General features: G+C 60.5%; 22 protein-coding genes and 1 other RNA gene. 18 read left to right on the top strand and 5 right to left on the bottom strand.

Going from position 1 to position 25,254, the window contains the following annotated elements:
- Window positions 1-26: 26 nt before the first annotated feature.
- From rsmI to lpxC, 18 genes are all read left to right on the top strand, one after another.
- Window positions 27-932: a 16S rRNA (cytidine(1402)-2'-O)-methyltransferase gene (gene rsmI / locus IB246_RS13205; RefSeq protein WP_162130705.1), complete on the top strand. Its 906-nt coding sequence runs from the start codon at window positions 27-29 to the stop codon at window positions 930-932.
- 75 nt (window positions 933-1,007) lie between these two features.
- Window positions 1,008-1,361: RNase P RNA component class A (rnpB, locus tag IB246_RS13200), an RNA gene on the top strand.
- A 353-nt stretch (window positions 1,362-1,714) separates the two neighbouring features.
- Window positions 1,715-2,170 (top strand): division/cell wall cluster transcriptional repressor MraZ, encoded by a 456-nt coding sequence (mraZ, locus tag IB246_RS13195; protein ID WP_008025967.1) that lies wholly within the window; start codon window positions 1,715-1,717, stop codon window positions 2,168-2,170.
- The gene (rsmH, locus tag IB246_RS13190; RefSeq protein WP_008037287.1) at window positions 2,167-3,114 is read left to right on the top strand and encodes a 16S rRNA (cytosine(1402)-N(4))-methyltransferase RsmH; all 948 of its coding nucleotides are present in this window, start codon (window positions 2,167-2,169) and stop codon (window positions 3,112-3,114) included. The genes mraZ and rsmH overlap by 4 nt, the downstream gene beginning before the upstream one ends.
- Window positions 3,111-3,404 (top strand): cell division protein FtsL, encoded by a 294-nt coding sequence (ftsL, locus tag IB246_RS13185; protein ID WP_032828607.1) that lies wholly within the window; start codon window positions 3,111-3,113, stop codon window positions 3,402-3,404. The genes rsmH and ftsL overlap by 4 nt, the downstream gene beginning before the upstream one ends.
- On the top strand, window positions 3,404-5,143 hold the full coding sequence (locus IB246_RS13180; protein WP_177318160.1) for a peptidoglycan D,D-transpeptidase FtsI family protein: 1,740 nt from the start codon (window positions 3,404-3,406) through the stop codon (window positions 5,141-5,143). The genes ftsL and IB246_RS13180 overlap by 1 nt, the downstream gene beginning before the upstream one ends.
- Complete coding sequence (locus tag IB246_RS13175) at window positions 5,143-6,606, top strand: UDP-N-acetylmuramoyl-L-alanyl-D-glutamate--2,6-diaminopimelate ligase (protein WP_008037289.1); 1,464 nt, start codon at window positions 5,143-5,145, stop codon at window positions 6,604-6,606. Before IB246_RS13180 ends, IB246_RS13175 begins: the two co-directional genes overlap by 1 nt.
- A complete protein-coding gene (locus IB246_RS13170) occupies window positions 6,599-7,966 on the top strand; it encodes a UDP-N-acetylmuramoyl-tripeptide--D-alanyl-D-alanine ligase (protein ID WP_008025974.1) in 1,368 nt (455 codons plus the stop codon). The genes IB246_RS13175 and IB246_RS13170 overlap by 8 nt, the downstream gene beginning before the upstream one ends.
- The gene (gene mraY, locus IB246_RS13165) at window positions 7,966-9,048 is read left to right on the top strand and encodes a phospho-N-acetylmuramoyl-pentapeptide-transferase (RefSeq protein WP_008037292.1); all 1,083 of its coding nucleotides are present in this window, start codon (window positions 7,966-7,968) and stop codon (window positions 9,046-9,048) included. Before IB246_RS13170 ends, mraY begins: the two co-directional genes overlap by 1 nt.
- A 6-nt stretch (window positions 9,049-9,054) precedes the next feature.
- Window positions 9,055-10,401: a UDP-N-acetylmuramoyl-L-alanine--D-glutamate ligase gene (murD, locus tag IB246_RS13160; protein ID WP_008025978.1), complete on the top strand. Its 1,347-nt coding sequence runs from the start codon at window positions 9,055-9,057 to the stop codon at window positions 10,399-10,401.
- Window positions 10,398-11,615, top strand: coding sequence for a putative lipid II flippase FtsW (gene ftsW / locus IB246_RS13155; RefSeq protein WP_008037295.1), 1,218 nt, complete (start codon window positions 10,398-10,400; stop codon window positions 11,613-11,615). Before murD ends, ftsW begins: the two co-directional genes overlap by 4 nt.
- Window positions 11,605-12,675: an undecaprenyldiphospho-muramoylpentapeptide beta-N-acetylglucosaminyltransferase gene (gene murG / locus IB246_RS13150; RefSeq protein WP_008037296.1), complete on the top strand. Its 1,071-nt coding sequence runs from the start codon at window positions 11,605-11,607 to the stop codon at window positions 12,673-12,675. The genes ftsW and murG overlap by 11 nt, the downstream gene beginning before the upstream one ends.
- Window positions 12,668-14,128, top strand: a complete 1,461-nt coding sequence (murC, locus tag IB246_RS13145) for a UDP-N-acetylmuramate--L-alanine ligase (RefSeq protein WP_008037298.1) — start codon at window positions 12,668-12,670, stop codon at window positions 14,126-14,128. The genes murG and murC overlap by 8 nt, the downstream gene beginning before the upstream one ends.
- Complete coding sequence (locus IB246_RS13140) at window positions 14,125-15,081, top strand: D-alanine--D-alanine ligase (protein ID WP_008025985.1); 957 nt, start codon at window positions 14,125-14,127, stop codon at window positions 15,079-15,081. The genes murC and IB246_RS13140 overlap by 4 nt, the downstream gene beginning before the upstream one ends.
- 4 nt (window positions 15,082-15,085) lie before the next feature.
- Window positions 15,086-15,955: a cell division protein FtsQ/DivIB gene (locus tag IB246_RS13135; protein ID WP_008025986.1), complete on the top strand. Its 870-nt coding sequence runs from the start codon at window positions 15,086-15,088 to the stop codon at window positions 15,953-15,955.
- A gap of 14 nt (window positions 15,956-15,969) precedes the next feature.
- Window positions 15,970-17,229, top strand: a complete 1,260-nt coding sequence (ftsA, locus tag IB246_RS13130; protein WP_008025987.1) for a cell division protein FtsA — start codon at window positions 15,970-15,972, stop codon at window positions 17,227-17,229.
- Window positions 17,230-17,299: 70 nt separating this feature from the next.
- Complete coding sequence (ftsZ, locus tag IB246_RS13125; protein ID WP_008025988.1) at window positions 17,300-18,493, top strand: cell division protein FtsZ; 1,194 nt, start codon at window positions 17,300-17,302, stop codon at window positions 18,491-18,493.
- Window positions 18,494-18,605: 112 nt separating this feature from the next.
- The gene (gene lpxC, locus IB246_RS13120; RefSeq protein ID WP_008025989.1) at window positions 18,606-19,517 is read left to right on the top strand and encodes a UDP-3-O-acyl-N-acetylglucosamine deacetylase; all 912 of its coding nucleotides are present in this window, start codon (window positions 18,606-18,608) and stop codon (window positions 19,515-19,517) included.
- 179 nt (window positions 19,518-19,696) lie between these two features.
- On the opposite strand, the gene IB246_RS13115 is transcribed toward lpxC, so the two are convergent.
- The 5 genes from IB246_RS13115 to IB246_RS13095 form a co-directional block, all read right to left on the bottom strand.
- On the bottom strand, window positions 19,697-21,199 hold the full coding sequence (locus IB246_RS13115; protein ID WP_008037301.1) for a sensor domain-containing diguanylate cyclase: 1,503 nt from the start codon (window positions 21,197-21,199) through the stop codon (window positions 19,697-19,699).
- Between the two features lie 69 nt (window positions 21,200-21,268).
- Window positions 21,269-22,579, bottom strand: coding sequence for an OprD family porin (locus tag IB246_RS13110; protein ID WP_008037302.1), 1,311 nt, complete (start codon window positions 22,577-22,579; stop codon window positions 21,269-21,271).
- A gap of 194 nt (window positions 22,580-22,773) precedes the next feature.
- On the bottom strand, window positions 22,774-22,998 hold the full coding sequence (locus tag IB246_RS13105) for a hypothetical protein (protein ID WP_032832350.1): 225 nt from the start codon (window positions 22,996-22,998) through the stop codon (window positions 22,774-22,776).
- A 215-nt stretch (window positions 22,999-23,213) separates the two neighbouring features.
- A complete protein-coding gene (locus IB246_RS13100) occupies window positions 23,214-24,578 on the bottom strand; it encodes a heavy metal sensor histidine kinase (protein ID WP_008037304.1) in 1,365 nt (454 codons plus the stop codon).
- Window positions 24,568-25,245: a heavy metal response regulator transcription factor gene (locus tag IB246_RS13095; RefSeq protein WP_007916978.1), complete on the bottom strand. Its 678-nt coding sequence runs from the start codon at window positions 25,243-25,245 to the stop codon at window positions 24,568-24,570. The genes IB246_RS13100 and IB246_RS13095 overlap by 11 nt, the downstream gene beginning before the upstream one ends.
- Window positions 25,246-25,254 lie beyond the last annotated feature (9 nt).

The raw sequence follows: 25,254 nt of genomic DNA, 5'->3' as shown, positions 1-25,254 counted from the left end.
TATCGCAATCGTCGCTACGCGCTACAATGGCGGCTTTTACCGATCATGAGGTGTGCGCTTTGACTGCTCCAGGTGCTTTGAATTCCGCTGCTGGCTCGCTTTATGTGGTGGCGACGCCCATCGGCAACCTGGACGACATCAGTGCACGCGCGCTGAAGATCCTGCGCGAAGTGGCATTGATCGCCGCCGAAGATACCCGTCATTCTCAGCGGTTGATGCAGCATTTCGGCATCCCCACGCCGCTGGCGGCATGCCACGAGCACAACGAGCGGGATGAAGGTAGCCGCTTTATTACCCGCCTGCTCGCCGGTGACGATGTGGCGCTGATCTCCGACGCCGGGACGCCGCTGATCTCCGATCCGGGTTATCACCTGGTGCGTCAGGCCCGTGCGGCCGGAATCAATGTCGTGCCGGTACCGGGGGCTTGTGCATTGATTGCGGCGCTGTCGGCGGCGGGTTTGCCGTCGGACCGTTTTATCTTCGAAGGCTTCCTGCCGGCCAAGGCGGTCGGTCGTCGGGCTCGTCTGGAGCTGGTAAAGGAAGAGCCGCGCACGCTGATTTTCTACGAGGCCCCGCACCGGATCCTGGAGTGCCTGCAAGACATGGAGCTGGTCTTCGGTGGCGAGCGTCTGGCGTTGCTGGCGCGTGAACTGACCAAAACCTTCGAAACCCTGAAAGGCCTGCCATTGGCCGAGCTGCGCGAGTTTGTCGAGTCGGACAGCAATCAGCAGCGCGGTGAGTGTGTGGTGTTGGTGGCGGGCTGGTCCGCCCCCGAGACGGAAGATGCCGTCAGCAGTGAAGCCATGCGCATCCTCAATCTGTTGCTCGAAGAAATGCCACTCAAGCGGGCCGCAGCATTGGCCGCGCAAATTACCGGCGAACGCAAGAATGTCCTGTATCAGGTCGCGCTGGATAAGCAGAAGGGCGAGTAAAACCCGACGTGCAGGCGCGGCTGATGGCGTTTAACGCTTGTTCTTCGGCCGCTCTGCCGTTAACCTTCGCGGCGGAGAGTCGATCGGACAGTCGCTGCCCTCTATGAAAATTAGGGGGGGGAGGAAAGTCCGGGCTCCATAGGGCGAAGTGCCAGGTAATGCCTGGGAGGCGTGAGCCTACGGAAAGTGCCACAGAAAATAACCGCCTAAGCGCTTCGGCGCCGGTAAGGGTGAAAAGGTGCGGTAAGAGCGCACCGCACGTCTGGCAACAGTTCGTGGCTAGGTAAACCCCACTTGGAGCAAGACCAAATAGGGTCCCAAGGCGTGGCCCGCGCTGGGACCGGGTAGGTTGCTAAAGATGTCCAGTGATGGCCATCGTAGACGAATGACTGTTCAAGACAGAACCCGGCTTACAGATCGACTCTCCACCTTTTTCCCTCCCTGTTTGAATCGTTGAGCAGGGCGCTCGTAATGGCAATTTCCCTCCTGCACAATCAATCGCATAACCTCTTTTGTAATACCGAAAAAATCTTACTCTTAACAAACTACTTTAACTTCTGAACGCAGCCTTCTGTGCTGATTCAAGTTATCGAGCAAATTCATCCGCCAGATTGCCGTTACCCCTCCCAATACGCTCCTAAATCTCAGTTCTGTAAGGGTTTTCCTTTAATCCGCGCCTTGACGGTGCGGTGGCCGCATTCCTATAGTGTGCGCAAGTGGTGGAAAGTGGCATGAAGTGGGTTTTTTGAACGCAAAACGCTAATATTTGGAGAAACGCTGACGTGTTTCGCGGAGCTAACGCTATCAGTCTCGACGCAAAGGGCCGTCTCGCCATGCCGAGCCGGTACCGTGACGAGCTCGTTTCGCGTAGTTCCGGTCAGCTGATCGTCACAATTGATGCCGTTGATCCGTGTTTGTGTGTTTACCCCCTCGATGAGTGGGAAATTATTGAAACCAAACTGCGCGCACTGCCTTCGCTTCGCGAAGAGAACCGCCGCCTGCAACGTTTACTGATTGGTAATGCCGTCGACCTCGAGCTCGATGGCAGTGGTCGTTTCCTGGTTCCGCCGCGTCTTCGTGAATATGCCCGGCTGGATAAGCGCGCGATGCTGGTAGGCCAACTGAACAAGTTCCAATTGTGGGACGAGGATGCCTGGGATGCGGTTTCTGCCGCTGACCTGGCTGCTATTCAACAACCGGGCGCCATGCCTGATGAACTGCGTGATTTGATCCTGTGACTATTGATAGCGGCTTTAACCACATCACCGTACTGCTTGACGAAGCCGTCGAGGCTCTCGCCGTACGTCCTGATGGCTGCTATCTGGACGGCACGTTCGGACGCGGCGGGCACAGCCGGTTGATCCTCAGCCAGCTTGGTCCCGAGGGTCGGTTGCTGGGATTCGACAAGGATCCTCAAGCGATTGCCACCGGGCAGACGCTAGCGGCCGAAGACGGCCGCTTTGTCGTTGTGCAGCGCAGCTTTGCCGAGCTCGGTTCGGAAGTCGCCGAACGCGGTCTGGCCGGCAAGGTCAGCGGCGTTCTGCTTGACCTGGGCGTGTCTTCGCCACAGCTCGACGACCCTGAGCGCGGTTTCAGTTTCCTCAATGATGGCCCGCTGGACATGCGCATGGACCCGTCCCGCGGGATCAGCGCTGCCGAGTTCGTCAACACCGCGCCGGTGGAAGAAATCGCCCGGGTGTTCAAGGAATACGGCGAAGAACGTTTCTCCGGCCGCATGGCCCGTGCCGTGGCCGAGCGTCGCGACATCAAGCCGTTCGAGCGCACCGGCGATCTGGCTGAAGTCCTGAAAGTCGCCAACCCGGCATGGGAAAAGGGCAAGAACCCTGCGACCCGTGCATTCCAGGGCCTGCGTATTCACGTCAACAACGAACTGGGTGATCTGGAAGCCGGCCTTGAAGCTGCGCTGGAATCCCTGGAAATCGGTGGCCGCCTGGTGGTCATCAGTTTTCACTCGCTGGAAGACCGCATCGTCAAACTGTTCATGCGCAAGCTGGTGAAAGGCGAAGCCGACAACCTGCCGCGCAACCTGCCGGTACGTCACGTCGCGTTCGAACCGAAAATCAAAATCCATGGCAAAGCGCAGTCCGCCTCCGAGGCCGAACTCAAAGCCAACCCACGTTCCCGTAGCGCCGTCATGCGTGTGGCGGAGAAGCTGCGGTGAGCAAGCTTTTCGCCAAGCCACTTCCCGGCGGAAGCTTTTTCATGCTGCTGCTGTTTGTTGGCGTGCTCGTGTCGGCCATCGGCGTGTCGTACAGCGCCCACTGGAACCGTCAGCTGTTGAACTCGCTTTACAACGAGTTGAGCGTGCGCGACAAGGCGCAGGCGGAATGGGGCCGGTTGATTCTCGAGCAGAGCACATGGACGGCGCACAGCCGCATCGAAGTCCTGGCCACCGAGCAACTGAAGATGCACATTCCTGGCGCCGCTGACGTGCAGATGGTGGCGCCATGATGAAACTCGAAGGCGCACTCTTTCCATGGCGGTTTCGCCTGGTGGTGGGTTTGCTCGGCGTCATGGTCGCGGCAATTTGCTGGCGCATCATTGACCTGCAAGTGGTCGACCGTGCCTTCCTCAAAGGGCAGGGCGACGCGCGTAGCGTTCGTCATATTCCGATTCCGGCTCACCGTGGTCTGATCACCGACCGTAACGGCGAGCCTTTGGCTGTCAGTACCCCGGTCACCACGCTGTGGGCCAACGCCAAGGAAATGCAAACGGCCAAAGAGAAATGGCCAGCATTGGCGGCCGCGTTGGGTCAGGATCCGAAAGCCCTCGCCGAACGTCTCGAAGCGCAGGCTAATAAAGAATTTATCTATCTGGTGCGCGGGCTGACGCCTGAGCAAGGCCAGTCCGTGCTCGACCTGAAAGTGCCGGGCGTCTACGGCATCGAAGAATTCCGCCGTTTCTACCCGGCCGGTGAAGTGACTGCTCATATGGTCGGCTTTACCGACATTGATGACCACGGTCGTGAAGGTGTCGAGCTGGCCTATGACGAATGGCTCGCCGGTGTCCCTGGCAAGCGGCAGGTCATCAAGGACCGGCGCGGTCGACTTATCAAAGATGTTCAGGTGACCAAAAACGCCAAGGCCGGTAAGCCCTTGGCGTTGTCCATTGACCTGCGTCTGCAATACCTGGCCAACCGCGAACTGCGCAACGCGATCATCGAGAACGGCGCGAAAGCCGGCAGCCTGGTGATCATGGACGTGAAGACCGGCGAGATCCTCGCCATGGTCAACCAGCCGACCTACAACCCGAACAACCGTCGCAACCTGCAACCAGCGATGATGCGTAACCGCGCAATGATCGACGTGTTCGAACCGGGTTCGACCATGAAAGCGATCTCCATGAGTGCCGCGATCGAAACCGGCCGCTGGAAACCGACCGACACCGTCGAGGTGTACCCGGGCAGCCTGCAGATTGGCAAGTACACCATCAAGGACGTATCGAAGACCGAAGGTCCGGTACTCGACCTGACCGGCATTCTGATCAACTCCAGTAACGTCGGCATGAGCAAGGTCGCGTTCGATATCGGCGGCGAAACCATTTTCCGCCTGGCGCAGAAAGTCGGCCTCGGCCAAGACACCGGCCTCGGCTTCCCGGGCGAGCGCGTGGGCAACCTGCCGAACTACCGCGAATGGCGCAAGGCGGAAACCGCCACGCTGTCCTATGGCTACGGTATTTCCGTGACCGCGATCCAGTTGGTCCACGCCTTCTCGGCACTGGCCAACAACGGTCGCCTCGCGCCACTGACCCTGATCAAGACCGACAAGGCGCCGCAAACCACGCAAGTGCTGCCGGAAGCTGTCGCCAAGACCATGCAAACCATGCTGCAACAAGTGATCGAAGCACCGCGCGGTGTATTCCGTGCGCAAGTGCCGGCGTATCACGTCGGCGGCAAGTCCGGTACGGCGCGTAAAACGTCGGTCGGCACCAAAGGCTATGCCGAGAACTCCTACCGCTCGCTGTTCGCAGGCTTCGGCCCGATGAGCGATCCGCGATACGCCATCGTAGTGGTGATCGACGAACCGACCAAAGCCGGCTATTTCGGTGGCCTGGTGTCGGCGCCGGTGTTCAGCAAAGTGATGTCCGGGACCCTGCGCCTGATGAACGTCACGCCGGACAACCTGCCGCCGGTGCAACAAGCCAACGCAACACCGGTTGTTCCGCTGAAAGCCAATGGAGGGCGCGGCTGATGTCTCTGAGCCTGAACAAGATTTTCGCCCACGCCGGCCGCGATCTGTTGATCCGCGAACTGACACTGGACAGCCGCAATGTGCGGGCTGGTGATCTGTTTCTTGCCGTTCCTGGCGGCAAGTTCGACGGTCGCGCTCACATTGCCGACGCCTTGCAGCGCGGTGCTGCAGCCGTGGCGTATGAAGTCGAAGGCGCAACCGTGCTGCCGATCACCGACGTGCCGCTGATTCCGGTCAAAGGCCTGGCGGCGCAGCTGTCCGATATCGCCGGGCGTTTCTACGGTGAACCGAGCCGCCACCTGAACCTGGTCGGCGTGACCGGCACCAACGGCAAAACCAGCGTGACCCAACTGGTGGCGCAAGCACTGGATTTGCTCGGCCAGCATTGCGGCATTGTCGGCACACTGGGCACCGGTTTCTATGGCGCGCTGGAAAGCGGCCTGCACACCACGCCGAACCCGATTGCGGTGCAAGCGACCCTCGCCGACCTGAAAAAGGCCGGCGCCAAAGCCGTGGCCATGGAAGTGTCTTCCCATGGTCTGGATCAGGGCCGCGTAACGGCATTGGCGTTTGATGTGGCGGTGATGACCAATCTGTCCCGCGATCATCTGGATTACCACGGCACCATGCAGGCCTACGGCGAAGCCAAGGCCAAGCTGTTCGACTGGAACGATCTGAAATGCCGGGTGGTGAACCTCGACGACGATTTCGGCCGGCAACTGGCTGCTGAAAAACGTGAGTCGCGCTTGATCACCTATAGCCTGCTCGACAGCAGCGCCTACCTGTTTTGCCGCGAAGCGCAGTTCGACGACGAAGGCGTGCGCGCCACGTTGGTCACGCCGCAAGGCGAGCATCATCTGCGCAGCACCTTGCTTGGTCGCTTCAACCTGAGCAACGTCCTGGCAGCGGTCGGTGCCTTGCTCGGTCTCGACTACGCGCTGGACGAAATCCTCAAGGTCCTGCCGAAACTCGAAGGCCCGGCCGGTCGCATGCAGCGCCTGGGCGGCGGTACTCAACCGCTGGTGGTGGTCGATTACGCCCACACCCCGGATGCGCTGGAAAAAGTATTGATGGCTCTGCGTCCGCACGCCAAAGGTCGCTTGCTGTGCCTGTTCGGCTGCGGCGGTGATCGCGATCGCGGCAAGCGCCCGCTGATGGCTGAAGTGGTCGAACGTCTTGCTGACGGCGTGCTGGTCACCGATGACAATCCGCGCACCGAAGACCCTGCAGTGATTTTCGATGACATCCGCGCCGGTTTCACCAACGTGGATAAGGTGACGTTCGTCGCCGGTCGTGGTCAGGCCATTGCGCAATTGATCGCCAGTGCTTCGGTGGATGACGTGATTGTCCTGGCCGGTAAAGGTCACGAGGACTATCAGGAAATCAACGGCCAGCGTCATGACTTCTCTGATCTGGTCGAGGCTGATCGCGCACTGACCGCGTGGGAGTTGGCTCATGCTTAAACACTTGAAACTGAGCGAACTGACCGGCGCGCTGAATGGCCGCATGATCATCGCCGATGCCACGTTCGATGGCGTCAGCATCGACAGCCGTGCGATCAAGCCGGGCCAACTGTTTATTGCCTTGACCGGCCCGCGTTTCGACGGCCATGACTATCTGAACGACGTGGCGAACAAAGGCGCGGTGGCTGCCCTGGTCGAGCGCGAAGTGCCCGACAGTGGGCTGCCGCAATTGCTGGTCAAGGACGCCCGTCAGGCCCTTGGCCAACTGGGTGCGATGAACCGTGCTGCGTTTACTCATCCTGTAGCCGCCATCACCGGCTCCAGCGGCAAGACCACGGTCAAGGAAATGCTTGCGAGCATCCTGCGCACACGCGGTCCGGTGTTGGCGACTCGTGGCAACCTGAACAATGACCTCGGCGTGCCGCTGACCTTGCTTGAACTCGCGCCGGAACATACCGCCGCCGTGATCGAGCTGGGTGCTTCGCGGCTCGGCGAAATTGCCTACACCGTTGGCATGACCAAGCCCCACGTGGCCGTGCTCAACAACGCCGGGACCGCCCACGTCGGCGAATTCGGCGGGCCGGAAAAAATCGTGGAAGCCAAGGGCGAGATTATTGAAGGGCTGGCGGCCGATGGCATCGCCGTGCTCAATCTTGACGACAAGGCCTTCGACATCTGGAAGACCCGCGCCGCCGGTCGCAAAGTGCTGACCTTTGCCCTGAGCAACGTCAGCGCCGACTTCTACGCCAGCGATCTGGACCGCGATGCGCGCGGTTGCCCGGCGTTCAATCTGCACAGTCCTGACGGTGTGGAGCGCGTTCAACTGAACCTGCTCGGCACCCATAACGTCGCCAATGCCATGGCCGCCGCCGCTGCCGCGCACGCCTTGGGCGTGTCGCTGTCCGGCATCGCCACCGGCCTCGGCGCGGTGCAGCCGGTCAAGGGCCGTACCGTCGCGCAACTGGCCAGCAATGGCATGCGCGTGATCGATGACACTTACAACGCGAACCCCACCTCGATGTGCGCGGCCGTTGATATACTCGCCGGCTTTTCCGGCCGCACCGTTCTGGTGCTCGGGGATATCGGCGAGTTGGGCGACTGGGCGGAGCAGGGGCACCGCGACGTGGGCGAGTATGCCCGTGGCAAGGTTTCTGCGCTTTACGCGGTCGGGCCATTGATGACTCACGCCGTAAACGCTTTTGGCGAGCAGGCTTATCACTTCACCACTCAGGCTGAACTGATCAAGGCCCTCGGCGCCGAGCAAGACACAAACACCACCATTTTGATCAAGGGCTCGCGCAGCGCTGCGATGGAAAACATCGTCGCCGCTTTGTGCGGGTCCAGTCTGGAGAAACATTAATGCTGCTGCTGCTAGCGGAGTATCTGCAACAGTTCTACAAAGGCTTCGCGGTCTTTCAGTACCTGACCCTGCGCGGGATTCTCGGTGTGCTGACCGCGCTGGTTTTGTCGCTGTGCTATGGCCCGTGGATGATCCGCACGTTGCAGAACCGTCAGATCGGTCAATCCGTTCGTAACGACGGCCCGCAATCGCACCTGTCCAAATCCGGCACCCCGACCATGGGTGGCGCGCTGATCCTGTCGTCCATCGGCGTCAGCACCTTGCTCTGGGCTGACCTGAGCAACCGCTATGTGTGGACCGTGTTGCTGGTGACGTTGCTGTTCGGTGCCATCGGCTGGGTCGATGACTATCGCAAGGTCATCGAGAAAAACTCCAAAGGCCTGCCGAGCCGCTGGAAGTATTTCTGGCAGTCGGTGTTTGGTCTCGGCGCGGCGATCTTCCTCTATATGACCGCCGCGACGCCGGTCGAAACCACCCTGATCCTGCCAATGCTCAAGGACTACAGCATTCCGCTGGGCGCAGGTTTCATCGTGCTGACTTACTTCGTGATCGTCGGTTCGAGCAACGCGGTCAACCTGACCGACGGCCTCGACGGCCTGGCGATCATGCCGACCGTGATGGTCGGTGGTGGTCTGGGGATCTTCTGCTACCTGTCGGGTAACGTGAAATTCGCCGAATACCTGCTGATCCCGTACGTACCCGGCGCCGGTGAACTGATCGTGTTCTGCGGTGCGTTGATCGGTGCGGGCCTCGGCTTCCTCTGGTTCAACACCTACCCGGCACAAGTCTTCATGGGCGACGTCGGCGCGCTGGCGCTGGGCGCGGCCCTGGGCACCATCGCGGTGATCGTCCGTCAGGAAATCGTCCTGTTCATCATGGGCGGCGTGTTCGTGATGGAGACCCTGTCAGTCGTCATTCAGGTTGCCTCCTTCAAACTGACCGGTCGCCGTGTGTTCCGCATGGCACCGATTCACCACCACTTTGAACTCAAGGGCTGGCCCGAGCCGCGTGTGATCGTCCGTTTCTGGATCATCACCGTGATTCTCGTGCTGGTCGGCCTTGCCACCCTGAAGCTGAGGTAGAAACTCGTGTCTCTGATCGCTTCTGACCACTTCCGCATCGTTGTCGGCCTCGGCAAGAGCGGCATGTCCCTGGTTCGCTTCCTGGCGAACCGGGGCACGTCGTTTGCCGTGGCCGATACGCGGGAAAATCCACCGGAACTGGCCACGCTCAAGCGTGACTATCCGCACGTGGAAGTGCGTTGTGGCGAGCTGGACGTCGAATTCCTGTGCCGCGCCGATGAGCTCTACGTGAGCCCCGGCCTGGCGCTGGCGACCCCGGCCCTGCAGGCTGCCGCCGCTCGTGGCGTGAAGTTGTCCGGCGACATCGAGCTGTTCGCGCGTAACGCGAAGGCGCCGATTGTCGCCATCAGCGGCTCCAATGCGAAAAGCACCGTGACCACGCTGGTGGGCGAGATGGCGGCTGCGGCCGGCAAGCGCGTCGCTGTCGGCGGCAACCTCGGCACGCCGGCGCTGGACCTGCTTCGCGATGACATCGAGTTGTACGTGATGGAACTGTCGAGCTTCCAGCTCGAAACCACCGACCAGCTCAACGCCGAAGTGGCGACCGTGCTCAACGTCAGCGAAGACCACATGGACCGCTACAGCGGTCTGCCGGCCTATCACCTGGCCAAGCACCGGATCTTCCGTGGTGCCAGGCAGTTCGTGGTCAACCGTCAGGACGCCCTGAGCCGTCCGTTGATGGGCGAAGGTCAGCCCTGCTGGACCTTCGGTTTGAGCAAACCCGATTTCAAGGCGTTTGGTATCCGCGAAGAAGACGGCGAGAAATACCTCGCCTTCGAATTCCAGAACCTGATGCCGGTGCGCGAGCTGAAAATTCGCGGCGCCCACAATCAGTCCAATGCCCTGGCGGCGCTGGCCCTGGGCCACGCGGTCGGCCTGCCGTTCGACGCCATGCTGTCGAGCCTGCGCACGTTCGCCGGTCTCGAACATCGCTGCCAGTGGGTTCGTGACCTGGACGGCGTGAGCTACTACAACGATTCCAAAGCCACCAACGTCGGCGCCGCATTGGCCGCCATCGAAGGCCTGGGCGCGGACATCGACGGCAAGGTCGTGCTGATCGCCGGTGGCGACGGCAAGGGTGCCGAGTTCAATGATCTGCGTGATCCGGTGGCGGCCAACTGCCGCGCCGTGATCCTGATGGGCCGCGACTCCGACAAGATCGGTGAGGCCATTGGCGACGCCGTGCCGCTGATCCGCGCTGCTTCGCTGGTTGAAGCGGTGCAGCAATGCCGCGCCGCTGCGCAACCGGGCGACGTGGTGTTGTTGTCGCCGGCCTGCGCCAGCTTCGACATGTTCAAGAATTACGAAGACCGTGGTCACCAGTTCGTCCAGGCAGTGGAGGATCTGGCATGAGCCTGCTCAACATCATCAAGCCGTTTCCTTCGCCGCTCATCACCGGACGTGGCATCGACCTCGATTTTCCGATGCTTGCCGGTTGCCTGGCCTTGCTCGGCCTCGGACTGGTCATGATCGCCTCGGCTTCGACCGAAGTGGGCGCCGTGCAGTCGGGCAGTGCCCTGTACTACATGACTCGCCACTTGATCTACGTGGTGCTGGGCCTCTCTGCCTGCATCGTTACCATGATGATTCCGATTGCTACCTGGCAACGCCTGGGCTGGCTGATGCTGATCGGTGCGTTCGGCTTGCTGGTGATGGTGATCATTCCGGGGATTGGCCGTGAAGTGAACGGTTCGATGCGCTGGATCGGTTTCAGTTTCTTCAACGTTCAGCCTTCCGAGATTGCCAAGGTGTTCGTGGTGATCTACCTCGCCGGTTATCTGGTGCGTCGCCAGAAAGAAGTGCGTGAAAGCTGGATGGGTTTCTTCAAGCCGTTCATCGTGCTGCTGCCGATGGCGGGTCTGTTGCTGATGGAGCCGGACTTCGGTGCCACCGTCGTGATGATGGGCGCGGCTGCGGCGATGCTGTTCCTTGGCGGGGTCGGGCTGTTCCGGTTCTCGTTGATGGTGGTCCTGGCGGTTGCGGCGGTGGTGTTGTTGATTCAGGTGCAGCCATACCGGATGGCGCGTCTGACCAACTTTGCCGACCCGTGGGCCGACCAGTTCGGCGCCGGTTATCAGTTGTCGCAAGCATTGATCGCGTTCGGTCGCGGTGAGTGGCTGGGCGTAGGCCTGGGCAACAGCGTGCAGAAACAGTTCTACCTGCCGGAAGCCCACACCGACTTCGTGTTCTCGGTTCTGGCCGAAGAGCTGGGTGCCGTGGGTTCCCTGTGCACCGTGGCGCTGTTCGTCTTTGTCTGTATTCGCGGCATGTACATCGGTTATTGGGCCGAGAAGGCCAAGCAGTTCTTTGCTGCCTATATTGCGTACGGTCTGTCGTTCCTGTGGATTGGTCAGTTCCTGATCAATATCGGGGTGAACGTCGGCCTGCTGCCAACCAAAGGCCTGACCTTGCCGTTCCTCAGTTATGGCGGCAGTTCGTTGGTGATCTGCTGTGCCTGTCTCGGCTTGTTGCTGCGCATTGAGTGGGAGAGTCGAACCCACCTGGGCAGTGAGGAGATGGAGTTCCATGAGAGCGACTTCGCCGAGGAGCCGACCCATGGGCGCTAACGTATTGATCATGGCGGGCGGCACCGGCGGACACGTGTTCCCGGCGCTGGCTTGCGCTCGCGAGTTCCAGGCCCGCGGTTACACCGTGCATTGGCTTGGCACGCCGCGTGGCATCGAAAATGACCTGGTGCCGATGGCCGGCATCGAGCTGCACCGGATCAACGCCAGCGGTCTGCGCGGCAAGGGCAAGTTGTCCCTGCTCAAGGCGCCGTTGATGTTGCTCAAATCCGTCTGGCAGGCGCGGGCGATCATTCGCCAGTTGCGGCCGGTGTGCGTGGTCGGTTTCGGTGGTTATGTGACCGGTCCTGGCGGCGTTGCAGCCAAACTGGCCGGTGTGCCGGTGATCGTTCACGAACAGAACGCCGTGGCCGGTACCGCCAATCGGTTGCTGGTGCCGTTGGCCGCCCGAGTCTGTGAAGCGTTCCCCGACACCTTTACCCTGTCGGACAGCCGACGGACCACCGGTAACCCGGTGCGCACCGAGCTGTTCCTCGACACACCGCGACCTGCCCTGGCTGGTCGCAAGGCGCGTTTGCTGATCCTCGGCGGAAGCCTGGGCGCAGAACCGTTGAACAAATTACTGCCTGAAGCCCTGTCGCACGTCGCCCCCGACCTGCGCCCGGACGTGTTCCATCAGGCTGGGAAAAACCACGATGAAGTGACTGCAGAGCGCTATCGCGCGGCTGGCGTCGAGGCGCAAGTGCAGCCTTTCATCAAAGACATGGCCCACGCCTATGGCTGGGCCGACCTGGTGGTGTGCCGCGCAGGCGCGCTGACCATCAGTGAACTGGCTGCCGCCGGTCTGCCCTCGATGCTGGTGCCTTTGCCCCACGCGATCGACGATCACCAGACCCGCAACGCCGATTATTTGGCCCGTGAAGGCGCTGCCTTCCTGATGCCGCAAAGAACGACTGGCGCAGCGGATCTAGCCGCACGCCTGACAGAGGTCCTGATGCAACCACAACGACTCACCGACATGGCCACTGCGGCACGCCGCCTGGCCAAACCCGATGCGACCCGTAACGTGGTCGATACCTGCCTGGAGGTGGCCCATGGTTGAGAATCAGAAAGCCATGCCGCACCCGGAAATGCGCCGCATCCGTCGCATCCACTTCGTCGGTATCGGCGGCGTGGGCATGTGCGGGATCGCCGAAGTGTTGCTGAACCTGGGCTATGAAGTGTCCGGTTCCGACCTGAAAGCTTCGCCGGTCACCGAGCGTCTTGAATCATTCGGCGCCCAGATCTTTATCGGCCACCGTGCCGAGAACGCCGCTGCCGCCGACGTGCTGGTGGTATCGAGCGCGGTGAACACCTCCAACCCGGAAGTCGCCACTGCGCTTGAACGCCGTATTCCGGTGGTGCCGCGTGCCGAGATGCTGGCCGAGCTGATGCGCTATCGCCACGGCATCGCCGTCGCCGGTACCCACGGCAAAACCACCACCACCAGCCTGATCGCTTCGGTATTTGCGGCCGGTGGCCTCGATCCGACGTTCGTCATCGGTGGTCGTCTGAATGCCGCGGGCACCAATGCCCAGCTCGGCACCAGCCGCTACCTGATCGCCGAAGCCGACGAAAGCGACGCCAGCTTCCTGCACTTGCAGCCGCTGGTGGCCGTGGTCACCAACATCGACGCCGACCACATGGCGACCTACGACGGTGACTTCAACAAACTGAAGAAAACCTTCGTCGAGTTCCTGCACAACCTGCCGTTCTACGGTCTGGCGGTGGTGTGCCTGGACGATCCGGTGGTGCGTGAAATTCTGCCGCAGGTCAAACGTCCGGTCGTCACGTACGGTTTCGGCGATGACTGCGATGTGCGCGCGATCAATGTGCGTCAGCAGGGCATGCAGACTTTCTTCACCGTGCTGCGTCCTGACCGCGAGCCGCTGGACGTCTCGGTGAACATGCCGGGCAACCACAACGTGCTGAACGCGCTGGCCACCATCTGCATCGCCACTGACGAAGGCGTCAGCGATGAAGCCATCGTCCAGGGGCTGTCCGGGTTTCAGGGTGTCGGCCGACGCTTCCAGGTCTATGGCGAACTGCCGGTCGAAGACGGCAGCGTAATGCTGGTCGACGACTACGGTCACCACCCGACCGAAGTCGCGGCCGTGATCAAGGCCGTGCGTGGTGGCTGGCCGGAGCGCCGCCTGGTGATGGTCTACCAGCCGCACCGTTACAGCCGCACCCGCGACCTGTACGACGATTTCGTCAATGTACTGGCCGACGCCAACGTGCTGTTGCTGATGGAAGTCTATCCGGCCGGCGAAGAGCCGATCCCGGGTGCCGACAGCCGCAAGCTGTGCAACAGCATCCGTCAGCGCGGTCAGCTCGACCCGATCTACATCGAGCGCGGTGTCGACCTCGCGCCTGTCGTCAAGCCGCTGCTGCGTGCCGGCGACATCCTGTTGTGCCAGGGCGCCGGTGATATCGGCGGTCTCGCACCGAAACTGTTGAAGAGTCCGTTGTTCGCTGGCGCCGTTGCCGCGCCAAGCGTGGGGAAGTTGAAATGACTGCTGCTTACGCCAACCTCGTCTCCACTGTCGCGCCGAAAGATTTCGGCCGCGTTGCCGTGCTGTTCGGCGGCAAGAGTGCGGAGCGTGAAGTTTCCCTGAAGTCGGGCAACGCGGTTCTCGCAGCGCTGCAAAGCGCCGGTGTGGACGCGTTCGGTCTCGATGTCGGTGATGACCTGTTGCAGCGTTTGCTCAACGAGAAAATCGACCGCGCGTTCATCATTCTCCACGGTCGTGGCGGTGAAGACGGCAGCATGCAAGGCCTGCTGGAATGCCTGGGCATTCCGTACACCGGCAGCGGCATTCTGGCGTCGGCGCTGGCCATGGACAAGCTGCGCACCAAGCAGGTGTGGCACAGCCTCGGCATTCCGACGCCACGCCACGCGGTACTGAGTTCCGAGGCCGATTGTATTTCGGCGGCGACGGAACTGGGCTTCCCTTTGATCGTCAAACCGGCCCATGAAGGTTCAAGTATCGGGATGGCCAAAGTGACTTCCGCGCCGGAGTTGATCGACGCGTGGAAAGCGGCCAGTACCTACGATTCGCAAGTGTTGGTCGAGCAATGGATTCAAGGTCCGGAGTTCACCATCGCCACCCTGCGTGACCAGGTGTTGCCACCGATTGCCCTGGGCACGACGCACAGTTTCTACGACTACGACGCCAAGTACGTGGCCTCCGATACCCAGTACCGGATCCCGTGCGGCCTCGACAGCAACAAGGAAAAAGAACTGATGGACCTCACGGCGAAAGCCTGTGAGGCGCTGGGTATCGCCGGTTGGGGCAGGGCTGACGTGATGCAGGACGCCGACGGGCAGTTCTGGTTCCTGGAAGTCAACACCGCACCGGGCATGACCGATCACAGTCTGGTCCCGATGGCGGCCCGTGCCGCCGGTCTGGATTTCCAGCAATTGGTCCTGGCGATCCTGGCCGCCAGTGTTGAGGTTCGAGGGTAAGACCATGCAAGGCGCACAGCTAAGACATCAGCCCCCTCCAGCACCCGGCCGCAAGCCGGTGCCGCGGGGTGCCAGCCGAATGGTGGCCAAAGAGCCGATGTCTGCGCGCCTGCCGAAAGCCAATTTTGGTTTTCTGAAAAGCCTGTTCTGGCCGGTGCTGCTGGTCGCACTGGGGTTTGGCACTTACGAAGGCGCACAGCGTTTGCTGCCGTACGCCGACCGGCCAATCACCAAGATCGCGGTGCAGGGCGACCTGAGTTACATCAGCCAGCAAGCGGTGCAGCAGCGAATCGCCCCGTACGTGGCGTCGAGCTTCTTCACCATCGACCTGGCGAGCATGCGCACCGAGCTGGAACAGATGCCATGGATTGCCCACGCCGAAGTGCGTCGGGTGTGGCCGGATCAAGTGGTGATCCGCCTGGAAGAACAACTGCCGGTGGCCCGTTGGGGCGACGAATCGCTGTTGAACAACCAGGGTCAGGCGTTCACCCCGCGTGAGCTGGCGAACTACGAACACTTGCCACAGCTGTTCGGCCCACAACGGGCTCAGCAGCAAGTGATGCAGCAATACCAGGTGCTGAGCCAGATGCTCAGGCCGTTGGGCTTCTCGATTGCACGCCTGGAGTTGCGTGAACGAGGCAGCTGGTTCCTGACCACCGGCGCCGGCAGTTCGGGCCCGGGGATCGAGCTGCTGCTGGGCCGCGGCAACCTGGTGGAAAAGATGCGCCGCTTCATTGCCATCTACGACAAGACGCTTAAAGAACAGATTACGAACATTGCGCGCATCGATCTGCGCTACGCCAACGGCCTCGCTGTTGGCTGGCGGGAACCTGTAGCGCCTACGACAGCCCAACCCGCTGTCGCGAAGAATTAAGAGAGGCAGGACCCATGGCAAACGTGCAAAGCGGCAAAATGATCGTCGGTCTCGATATCGGCACCTCCAAGGTGGTGGCGCTGGTAGGCGAGGTCTCGGACGACGGCACGCTGGAAATCGTCGGGATCGGCACTCATCCGTCCCGCGGCCTGAAAAAAGGCGTGGTGGTGAACATCGAGTCCACCGTGCAATCGATCCAGCGCGCCATCGAAGAAGCGCAGCTGATGGCTGGTTGCCGGATCCACTCGGCGTTCGTCGGCGTGGCCGGCAATCACATCCGCAGCCTGAACTCCCACGGCATCGTGGCGATTCGTGATCGCGAAGTCAGCTCCGCCGACCTTGAGCGCGTTCTCGACGCTGCCCAGGCTGTGGCAATCCCGGCTGACCAGCGCGTGCTGCACACCCTGCCGCAGGATTACGTGATCGATAACCAGGAAGGCGTGCGTGAGCCTCTGGGCATGTCCGGCGTACGTCTGGAAGCCAAGGTCCACGTGGTCACCTGCGCCGTCAACGCCGCACAGAACATTGAAAAATGCGTGCGCCGCTGCGGTCTGGAAATCGACGACATCATTCTCGAGCAACTGGCGTCCGCGTACTCGGTACTGACCGACGACGAGAAAGAGCTGGGCGTGTGCCTGGTGGACATCGGCGGTGGCACCACCGACATCGCGATCTTCACCGAAGGCGCGATCCGTCACACCGCAGTGATCCCGATTGCGGGCGATCAGGTGACCAACGACATCGCCATGGCGTTGCGCACCCCGACCCAGTACGCCGAAGAAATCAAGATTCGCTACGCCTGCGCCTTGGCCAAGCTGGCCGGTGCCGGTGAAACCATCAAGGTCCCGAGCGTTGGCGACCGTCCACCGCGCGAGCTGTCCCGCCAGGCCCTGGCCGAAGTGGTCGAGCCGCGTTACGACGAGCTGTTCACGCTGATCCAGGCCGAACTGCGTCGCAGCGGCTACGAAGACCTGATCCCGGCCGGCATCGTGCTGACCGGTGGTACGTCGAAGATGGAAGGCGCGGTCGAACTGGCCGAAGAGATTTTCCACATGCCGGTCCGCCTGGGCGTGCCGCATGGCGTGAAGGGTCTCGACGACGTGGTGCGCAACCCGATTTATTCCACCGGCGTCGGCCTGTTGATGTACGGCCTGCAGAAGCAGTCCGACGGGATTTCGTTCTCGGGCATCAGCAGCCGCGACAGCTACAGCAATGACGAACCGAAAGCCGCCTTGCTCGATCGCATCAAGAGCTGGGTACAAGGCAACTTCTGAAGAATTACCGCAGCACCGTTGTAGATACAGGCAGTAGGCGAAAAAACTAGAGAATCAAAGGAGAGGGAAAATGTTCGAACTCGTAGACAACATCCCCGCAAGCCCGGTCATTAAGGTTATCGGTGTTGGCGGAGGCGGCGGCAACGCTGTCAATCACATGGTCAAGAGCAACATTGAAGGCGTTGAATTCATCTGCGCCAACACTGATGCCCAGGCGCTGAAGAGCATCAGCGCGCGGACCATCCTGCAACTGGGCACCAGCGTGACCAAAGGTCTCGGCGCCGGCGCCAACCCTGAAGTAGGTCGTCAGGCCGCTCTCGAAGATCGCGAGCGCATTGCCGAAGTCCTGCAGGGCACCAACATGGTGTTCATCACCACCGGCATGGGCGGCGGTACCGGTACCGGTGCTGCGCCGATCATTGCTGAAGTGGCCAAGGAAATGGGGATCCTCACCGTTGCGGTGGTGACCCGTCCGTTCCCGTTCGAAGGTCGCAAGCGTATGCAACTGGCCGACGAAGGCATCCGCCTGCTGTCGGAAAGCGTCGACTCGTTGATCACCATTCCCAACGAGAAGCTGCTGACCATCCTCGGTAAAGACGCCAGCCTGCTGTCGGCTTTCGCCAAGGCAGACGATGTACTGGCCGGTGCCGTTCGCGGTATCTCCGACATCATCAAGCGTCCGGGCATGATCAACGTCGACTTTGCCGACGTTCGTACCGTGATGAGTGAAATGGGCATGGCGATGATGGGCACTGGCTGCGCCAGCGGTCCGAACCGTGCACGCGAAGCTACCGAAGCGGCCATTCGCAACCCGCTGCTGGAAGACGTGAACCTGCAAGGTGCACGCGGCATCCTGGTGAACATCACCGCCGGTCCTGACCTGTCCCTGGGTGAGTACTCCGACGTGGGTAGCATCATCGAAGCCTTCGCTTCCGAGCACGCGATGGTCAAGGTCGGTACCGTTATCGATCCGGACATGCGCGACGAGCTGCACGTAACAGTCGTTGCCACCGGTCTGGGCGCGAAAATCGAGAAGCCTGTGAAGGTCATCGACAATACCGTTCACACTTCCATGGCGCCGCAACCGCAACAATCGGCTCCCGCTCGTCAGGAAGCTCCAGCGGTGAACTACCGTGACCTGGACCGTCCGACCGTCATGCGCAACCAGGCTCAGGCCGGTGCTGCGACTGCCGCGAAGATGAATCCGCAAGATGATCTGGACTACCTGGACATCCCGGCTTTCCTGCGTCGTCAGGCCGATTAATGGAATGTATCAGGGCTATGAAGGTGATTGGTGTTCAGCAAAGGTCTGGTCTGCTATCATCGCCAGCCTTTGTTGATACCAGTTCGCAATTTGCGCTGAAGCGGCCCAAGCCATGATTAAACAACGCACACTGAAAAATATTATCCGTGCCACCGGTGTAGGTCTGCACTCCGGGGAGAAGGTATACCTGACCCTCAAGCCTGCACCGATCGACACCGGAATCGTCTTTCGCCGTGCCGACCTCGATCCAGTGGTCGAGATCCCGGCTCGTGCTGCCAACGTCGGCGAGACAACTATGTCGACGACGCTGGTTAACGGTGACGTGAAAGTGGACACGGTTGAGCACTTGCTCTCGGCCATGGCCGGCCTGGGCATCGATAACGCCTACGTCGAGCTCTCCGCGTCCGAAGTCCCGATCATGGATGGTAGCGCTGGACCTTTCGTTTTCCTGATTCAATCGGCCGGCCTGGAAGAACAGGACGCAGCCAAGAAGTTCATCCGGATCCTGCGGGAAGTGACAGTGGAAGACGGCGACAAGCGCGCCACTTTCGTCCCTTTCGAAGGCTTCAAGGTGAGTTTCGAGATCGATTTCGATCACCCGGTTTTCCGTAACCGCACACAAAGTGCAAGCGTGGATTTTTCCAGCACTTCGTTCGTAAAAGAAGTCAGCCGCGCCCGTACCTTTGGTTTCATGAGTGACATCGAGTACCTGCGCAAGCACAACCTCGCACTCGGCGGTAGCGTTGAAAACGCTATTGTGGTCGACGCGGATGGTGTACTGAACGAAGACGGCCTTCGCTATGAAGACGAATTCGTGAAGCACAAGATCCTCGATGCAATTGGTGACCTCTACCTGCTGGGCAATAGCCTGATTGGTGAGTTCAAGGGCTTCAAGTCCGGACATGCATTGAACAACCAGCTGCTGCGCAAGTTGATTGAGCAGCCAGATGCTTGGGAAGTCGTGACTTTCGAAGACGCCAGCACTGCACCGATCTCTTACATGCGTCCGGTTGCGGCGGTGTAAGTAAAAACCTCTCTAGTTTTTAAAGGCTGCCTTCGGGTGGCCTTTTTTTATGCCTGCCGGAAAGTTATGCGGTGGTAGTGATGACGCCTTCGCGGGCAAGCCTCGCTCCTACAATGGCAATGCGTACCCTGTAGGAGCGAGGCTTGCCCGCGAAGAGGCCGGCCGCTACAGCGAAGATCTCACTGCGTGGCCACCACCCGATTGCGCCCACTTTCCTTGGCCTGGTACAGCGCTTTGTCCGCCGCAAACAGCAATTGTTCAAGGCTGGTATCGGTGGTCGAAGTCCAGGTACTGATGCCGATACTGACAGTAATCGGCGATTCCACGCCCGCCACAAACGGCAGTTGTTCCACCGCAGACCGAATGTGTTCAGCAATTTGCCGCGCGCCTGCGCTGTCCGTTTCCGCCAGCACCACCGAGAACTCCTCCCCTCCGTAGCGGGCGACCAGATCCGTCGGTCGCCGCACATTCTCGGCGATCACCTTGGCCAGCGCCCGTAGTGCATCGTCACCCGCCTGATGGCCATGTTGATCGTTGAACGCCTTGAAGTGGTCGGCATCGATCATCAACACCGACAGCGGTTTGCCGGAGCGTTGCGCGCGAAACCACTCATGGCGCAGGGTTTGATCGAGCATTCGGCGGTTGGCTACGCCGGTCAAGGCATCGGTGGCGGCCAGTTGTGCGAGCTCCTGCTCGGCGTTGTGCCGCAGACGCAGCTCCCGGCACAGCAGCCACGTCAGCCAGAGCAGGCCGATGCACAGAACACCGGTGGCGAAGCTGATCACGATCGCTGTGCGCTTCCAGGCGGCGAACACTTCGTTGCCGGAGAGGGCGACGATCACCGTCAACGGCAGGTTGCCAACCCTGGAAAAGGTATAGAGGCGTCGCTGCTGGTCAACGCTCGACACGCTGTCGAAGCTGCCGCTGCCCTCGCGCAGGATGCGCATGACGTTCGGGCGGCTGGCGAAGGTTTTGCCGATCGAGTCGTTTTCCAGATAAGGCTTCTGCGCCAGCAAAATACCTTCGTCGTTGATGATGGACAGCGCACTGTCGGTGCCGATGTTCAGGCTATTGAACAACTGATCGAAGTAGCTCAAGCGCATCGACGCCATGGCGACCCCCAAAAACTCGCCGGTGGCCGAGGAGATGCGCCGGCTGAAGCTGATGCGCCATTCGTCGCTGTCTTCACAATCGCAACGGGGCTTGAACGGTCGACTGATGAACATGCCGGTGTCGCGGTTGAAGGCGTGCGCGAGAAAGTAATCGCGGTCGGCAAAATTTCCGGGCTTGGGTTCGATCAACGATGAATCGGCCAGCACCTCGCCGTGCTTGTCCAGCAGCAGAATGTCACCCTTGAAGCGTGCCGTTGTAGAGCGGTCGAACAGCACCAGGTGACGGATTTGCGCTGATACCTGTTTCAGGTCGTCCCGTTGCGAGGCAGCAATCAGGCCTTGCAGGGTCAAGTCGTAGAGTTCGACGGTACGCAGCACATCCGCATCGATCAATTGCGCAATCGTGGTCGCACCGCGCGTGGCTGCCTGCTGGGCGTTGGCGTGTTCGCGGATCAGCAGGAAGGTGACGATGCTGAGAATCGCAATGACCGTCAGGGAGCTGCCGAGGATCACCATGAGCTCCGGGCGACCGGTCTTGGCTGAAACGAGTGGGGGGCGGCTCGCGAGCATGGGGAAAATGTCTGTTTGAGGAGCAAAAAAAAAGGCCAGCAAAACGCGCTGGCCTTTACTGCCTAGAGCTTAGAAGACATTGAGCGGGTAGTCGACGATCACCCGGTATTCATCAGTGTCCTGATCCAGCGCGCCATAACCGTTGCCCCCACGGTTGGTAGCCCATTGCAGGCGCACCGCCAGGTCCTTGGCCTTGCCGTCCTGGACTACGTATTTGAGGTCGATATCACGTTCCCAATGCCGGGCATTTTTGCCATCGGCGCTGTACCACGACGCATACCCGCGGCTCTGCGGGTCAACCTTGGTCAGGTCCAGCTCGCCCCGGGAGTAAGACACTGCCGAGGTCAGGCCGGGTAGGCCGAGTCCGATAAAGTCGTAGGCGTACTTGAGTTTCCACGAGCGTTCATTCGGGCCATTGAAGTCGGAATACTGCTGGGAGTTGTCGAGAAAAATGCTGTCACCCTGGCTGATGTAGTCGAACGGCGTGTTGCCGTTGACCCGCTGGTAAGCGGCGGTGACGCTGTGGTTGCCCACGCCGACGGTGAAATGCAGGCTGTAAGTGTTGTTGTCGATGTTGCCCAGCAGCGCATCGCCGGTGTCCTGCGTGTGATAAACGTGCAGGCCCGGATTGAGGCTGATCAGTTCGTTTAGCGCGTAGGTGTAATCCAGGTCGTAGTAGTACTGGTTCCAGATGTCCTTGAGTTCGGCGGCGTAAAGGCTGCTGGTCAACCCCGGCAGGCCGCTCCAGGCTACGCCGGCCCAGTTCAGGTGCTGGCTTTCGTCGCCCTCGGCGAGGCTGCCATAGGACGTGCCGATGCGCGTATGACCGCTTTGGTTGTAGGGCTTGGTGAAACTCGCCTGGCCACCTTCGATCAGAAAGCCGTCGAAGCTGTGATTGGTCAAGCTGACGCCGCGAAAGGTCTGCGGCAGCATGCGCGTCTCGCCGCCGGCGATCACCGGGTTGGCGAGAAACAGGTCACCGGCCTTCAGCTCGGTATCGAAGGCGCGCATTTTCAGCGTTCCACCCGCCGTCGAAAACGACCCCGGCGCTTTGCCATTGCCATCGCCGACCGGCAGGATGCTCGAGTTATCGGTGCCGCCACCGCCGTCGAGCTTGAGCCCGAGCATGGCGTGGGCATCCAGACCGAAACCGACGGTGCCTTCGGTAAAACCCGATTCGAAGACCCCCAGGAAACCCTGGCCCCATTCAACGTTGTCGTCCGCCTGCTGCAGGCGGTTACGGTTCATGTAGTAGTTGCGGGCATTGAGGTTGAGGCTCGAACCTTCGACAAAACCTTCTTGATCGGCGGCCTTGGCGTTGATCGGCATCGTTACGGCGATTGCAATGAACAGCGGATTGAATCTTTGAGGGAAACGCACTAGCGGTACAGCTCCTTGGGTCTACTGAACACTTCATTGTTTTGAAGTGCGGGATGTTTCTTGTCAGGGAAGACGAACCGGACAGCATTTGAACCACAACAAAAAAAAGCCGCTGATAGCAGCGGCTTTGAAGACAACTTTTCAACAGGAAGAGCCGACGAAAAGTGTCGAGGGAAATAGAGCGATGTGAGCGATCAGCTATCTTTCTCGACCCGTGGCTGGGCCTGAATGGTCGACGCTTGAGGGGTTTGCGCAGCGCCCTGCGCCTTGGCCGTCATTTCGCTCTGATGTTCTTCAAACGCTGCAGCGCGCGCTGCATTGTGTGCGACGAAGGACTGCGACTCTTCAGCCATGGCGAATGGGGAGAGGAACAAAGAGGACAAAACGAAAGCGCTGGCAATACCCATAGTGTTGGACATCTTTAAAACCTTCTTGCTTGGCAAGTGCTGTTTGGTGGCGCAAAGATAAGGATCCTGGCCGATGGGAAACAGAGCCAATTCAATAAAGGACTGTTGCGGGATAAGCAAAGATCACAACCCTGTAGGAGCCGGCTTGCTGGCGATGGCGTCTTCAAAAACAACACAGAACTTAAGACCGATCGCCAGCAAGCCGGCTCCTACAGATTTGCGAAAGATCAGACAGGAAGGTGAATACCGAAGGTATTCATGCCGTGGTCACTTCGCACAAACACATCCCCGCCGTGCATCAACGCAATCGCCTTGACGATCGCCAGCCCCAGGCCGTGGTTGTTGCCACTGTTGCTGCGCGACGCATCGACCCGGTAGAAGCGCTCGAACAATCGCGGCAGATGTTCGTTGGCAATCGGTGCACCGGGGTTTGCCACGCCGATGCTGACTTGATGGTCCTCGACGTCGATCTGCACCTGAATCACCTGCCCGGGCTCGGTGTGTTGCACCGCGTTGCTCAGCAAGTTGATCAGCGCCCGACGCAGATGCGCGATCTCGATCCGTACCTGCGCATCGCCACTGACCTGCACTTGAACCTGCGCGTCTTCAAGAATGAAATCCAGATACTCCAGCGTCGTCGCCACTTCATCCGCCAGCGAGGTAGACGTCAGTTTGGTCGCCTTGCTGCCCTGATCCGCACTGGCGAGGAACAGCATGTCGTTGATGATCGAACGCAGTCGCTCAAGCTCCTCAAGATTCGATTGCAGCACTTCGAAATAGTGTTCCGCCGAACGCCCGCGCGTCAGCGCAACCTGGGTCTGACCAATCAGATTGGTCAGCGGTGAGCGCAGCTCATGAGCGACGTCGGCATTGAACGACTCAAGCCGCGAGTAAGCCTGTTCGACCCGTTCCAGGGTGGAGTTGAACGAGTTGACGAACTGATTGAGCTCCGGCGGCAACGACGATAAGCGCAAACGCCCGGAACGCAGCGGCGGCGCCAGGCGCTGAGCCTCCTGAGACAACTTGATCAACGGCTTGAGGCCGATCCGCGCCACCCAATAACCGAGTGCCGAAGCCAGCAGCACGCCGACAACCGCCAGGCTGATCAGCGCAATCAGCAGATGATGCTGGGTTTGAAAAAACGTCTCGGTGTCGATGCCGATCATGAAGCGCAGCGGCGGGCGTTGATCCTTGGCCGGGAACTGGCTGACCAGCACTTTCATTGGATAAGGCTGGCCCGGCAACTGCAAATCGCGCATGCCCAGCGGGCCCTCGGCGAAGGCGCGGATCTGCGGCGTCGGGTTGCCATATTCGTAGTGCGGATCGCCGCTGGTGATCCAGAAACTGATGCGTTTGTCTTCTTCGCCGAGCAGCTTGAGCTTGTTGTTGATCTTCACCCAATGCTCGGGCGTGCCGTAACGGCCGACGGTGGATTCGAGCACGCTGTAACGTGCGTCCAGTTCGGCTTCGGGCAGCAAACCCAGGCCTTTGTCGACCTGCTGATAGAGCGCCCAGCCGATCAGCAGAAACACCAAAAGCGCCACCAGCGTGAACATTCCACTGAGGCGCAGGGCAATCGAATTACTGGACACCACGGCTCTCCAGCACATAACCCATGCCACGGATCGTGTGCAGCAGTTTCTCGTCGAACGGCCCGTCGAGTTTGGCGCGCAGGCGTTTGATCGCGACTTCGACGACGTTGGCGTCACTGTCGAAATTGATGTCCCAGACCATTTCCGCAATCGCCGTTTTCGAGAGGATTTCACCTTGCCGGCGGGCCAGCACGCTGAGCAGCGAGAACTCCTTGGCGGTCAGGTCCAGACGCGTGCCGGCGCGGGTGGCCTTGCGGCTGATCAAATCTATCCACAGGTCGGCGATGCTCACCTGCACCGGTTCATGGCCACCGCTGCGCCGGGTCAGTGCTTGCAGGCGCGCCACCAGTTCGAGGAAGGAAAACGGTTTGCCGAGGTAATCGTCGGCGCCGTCGCGCAGGCCTTTGATGCGGTCTTCGACACGCTCGCGGGCGGTGAGCATGATCACCGGGGTTTGCTTGCGCGCACGCAAGGCGCGCAGTACGCCGAAGCCGTCGAGGCCCGGCAACATCACGTCGAGGACGATCACCGCGTAGTCGCTTTCCAGCGCCAGGTGCAGGCCTTCAACGCCGTCCCGCGCCAGGTCCACGGTGTAACCCTGTTCCGTCAGGCCGCGGTGCAAATAGTCCGCGGTTTTTTCTTCGTCTTCGATAATCAGAACGCGCATGACCCCGCC

It is taken from the genome of Pseudomonas sp. PDM01 (genome assembly GCF_014852325.1).
Lineage (GTDB): Bacteria > Pseudomonadota > Gammaproteobacteria > Pseudomonadales > Pseudomonadaceae > Aquipseudomonas > Aquipseudomonas migulae.
The sequence above is the reverse complement of the archived record's forward strand: the minus strand, read 5'-3'. Positions and strand labels throughout refer to the sequence as shown.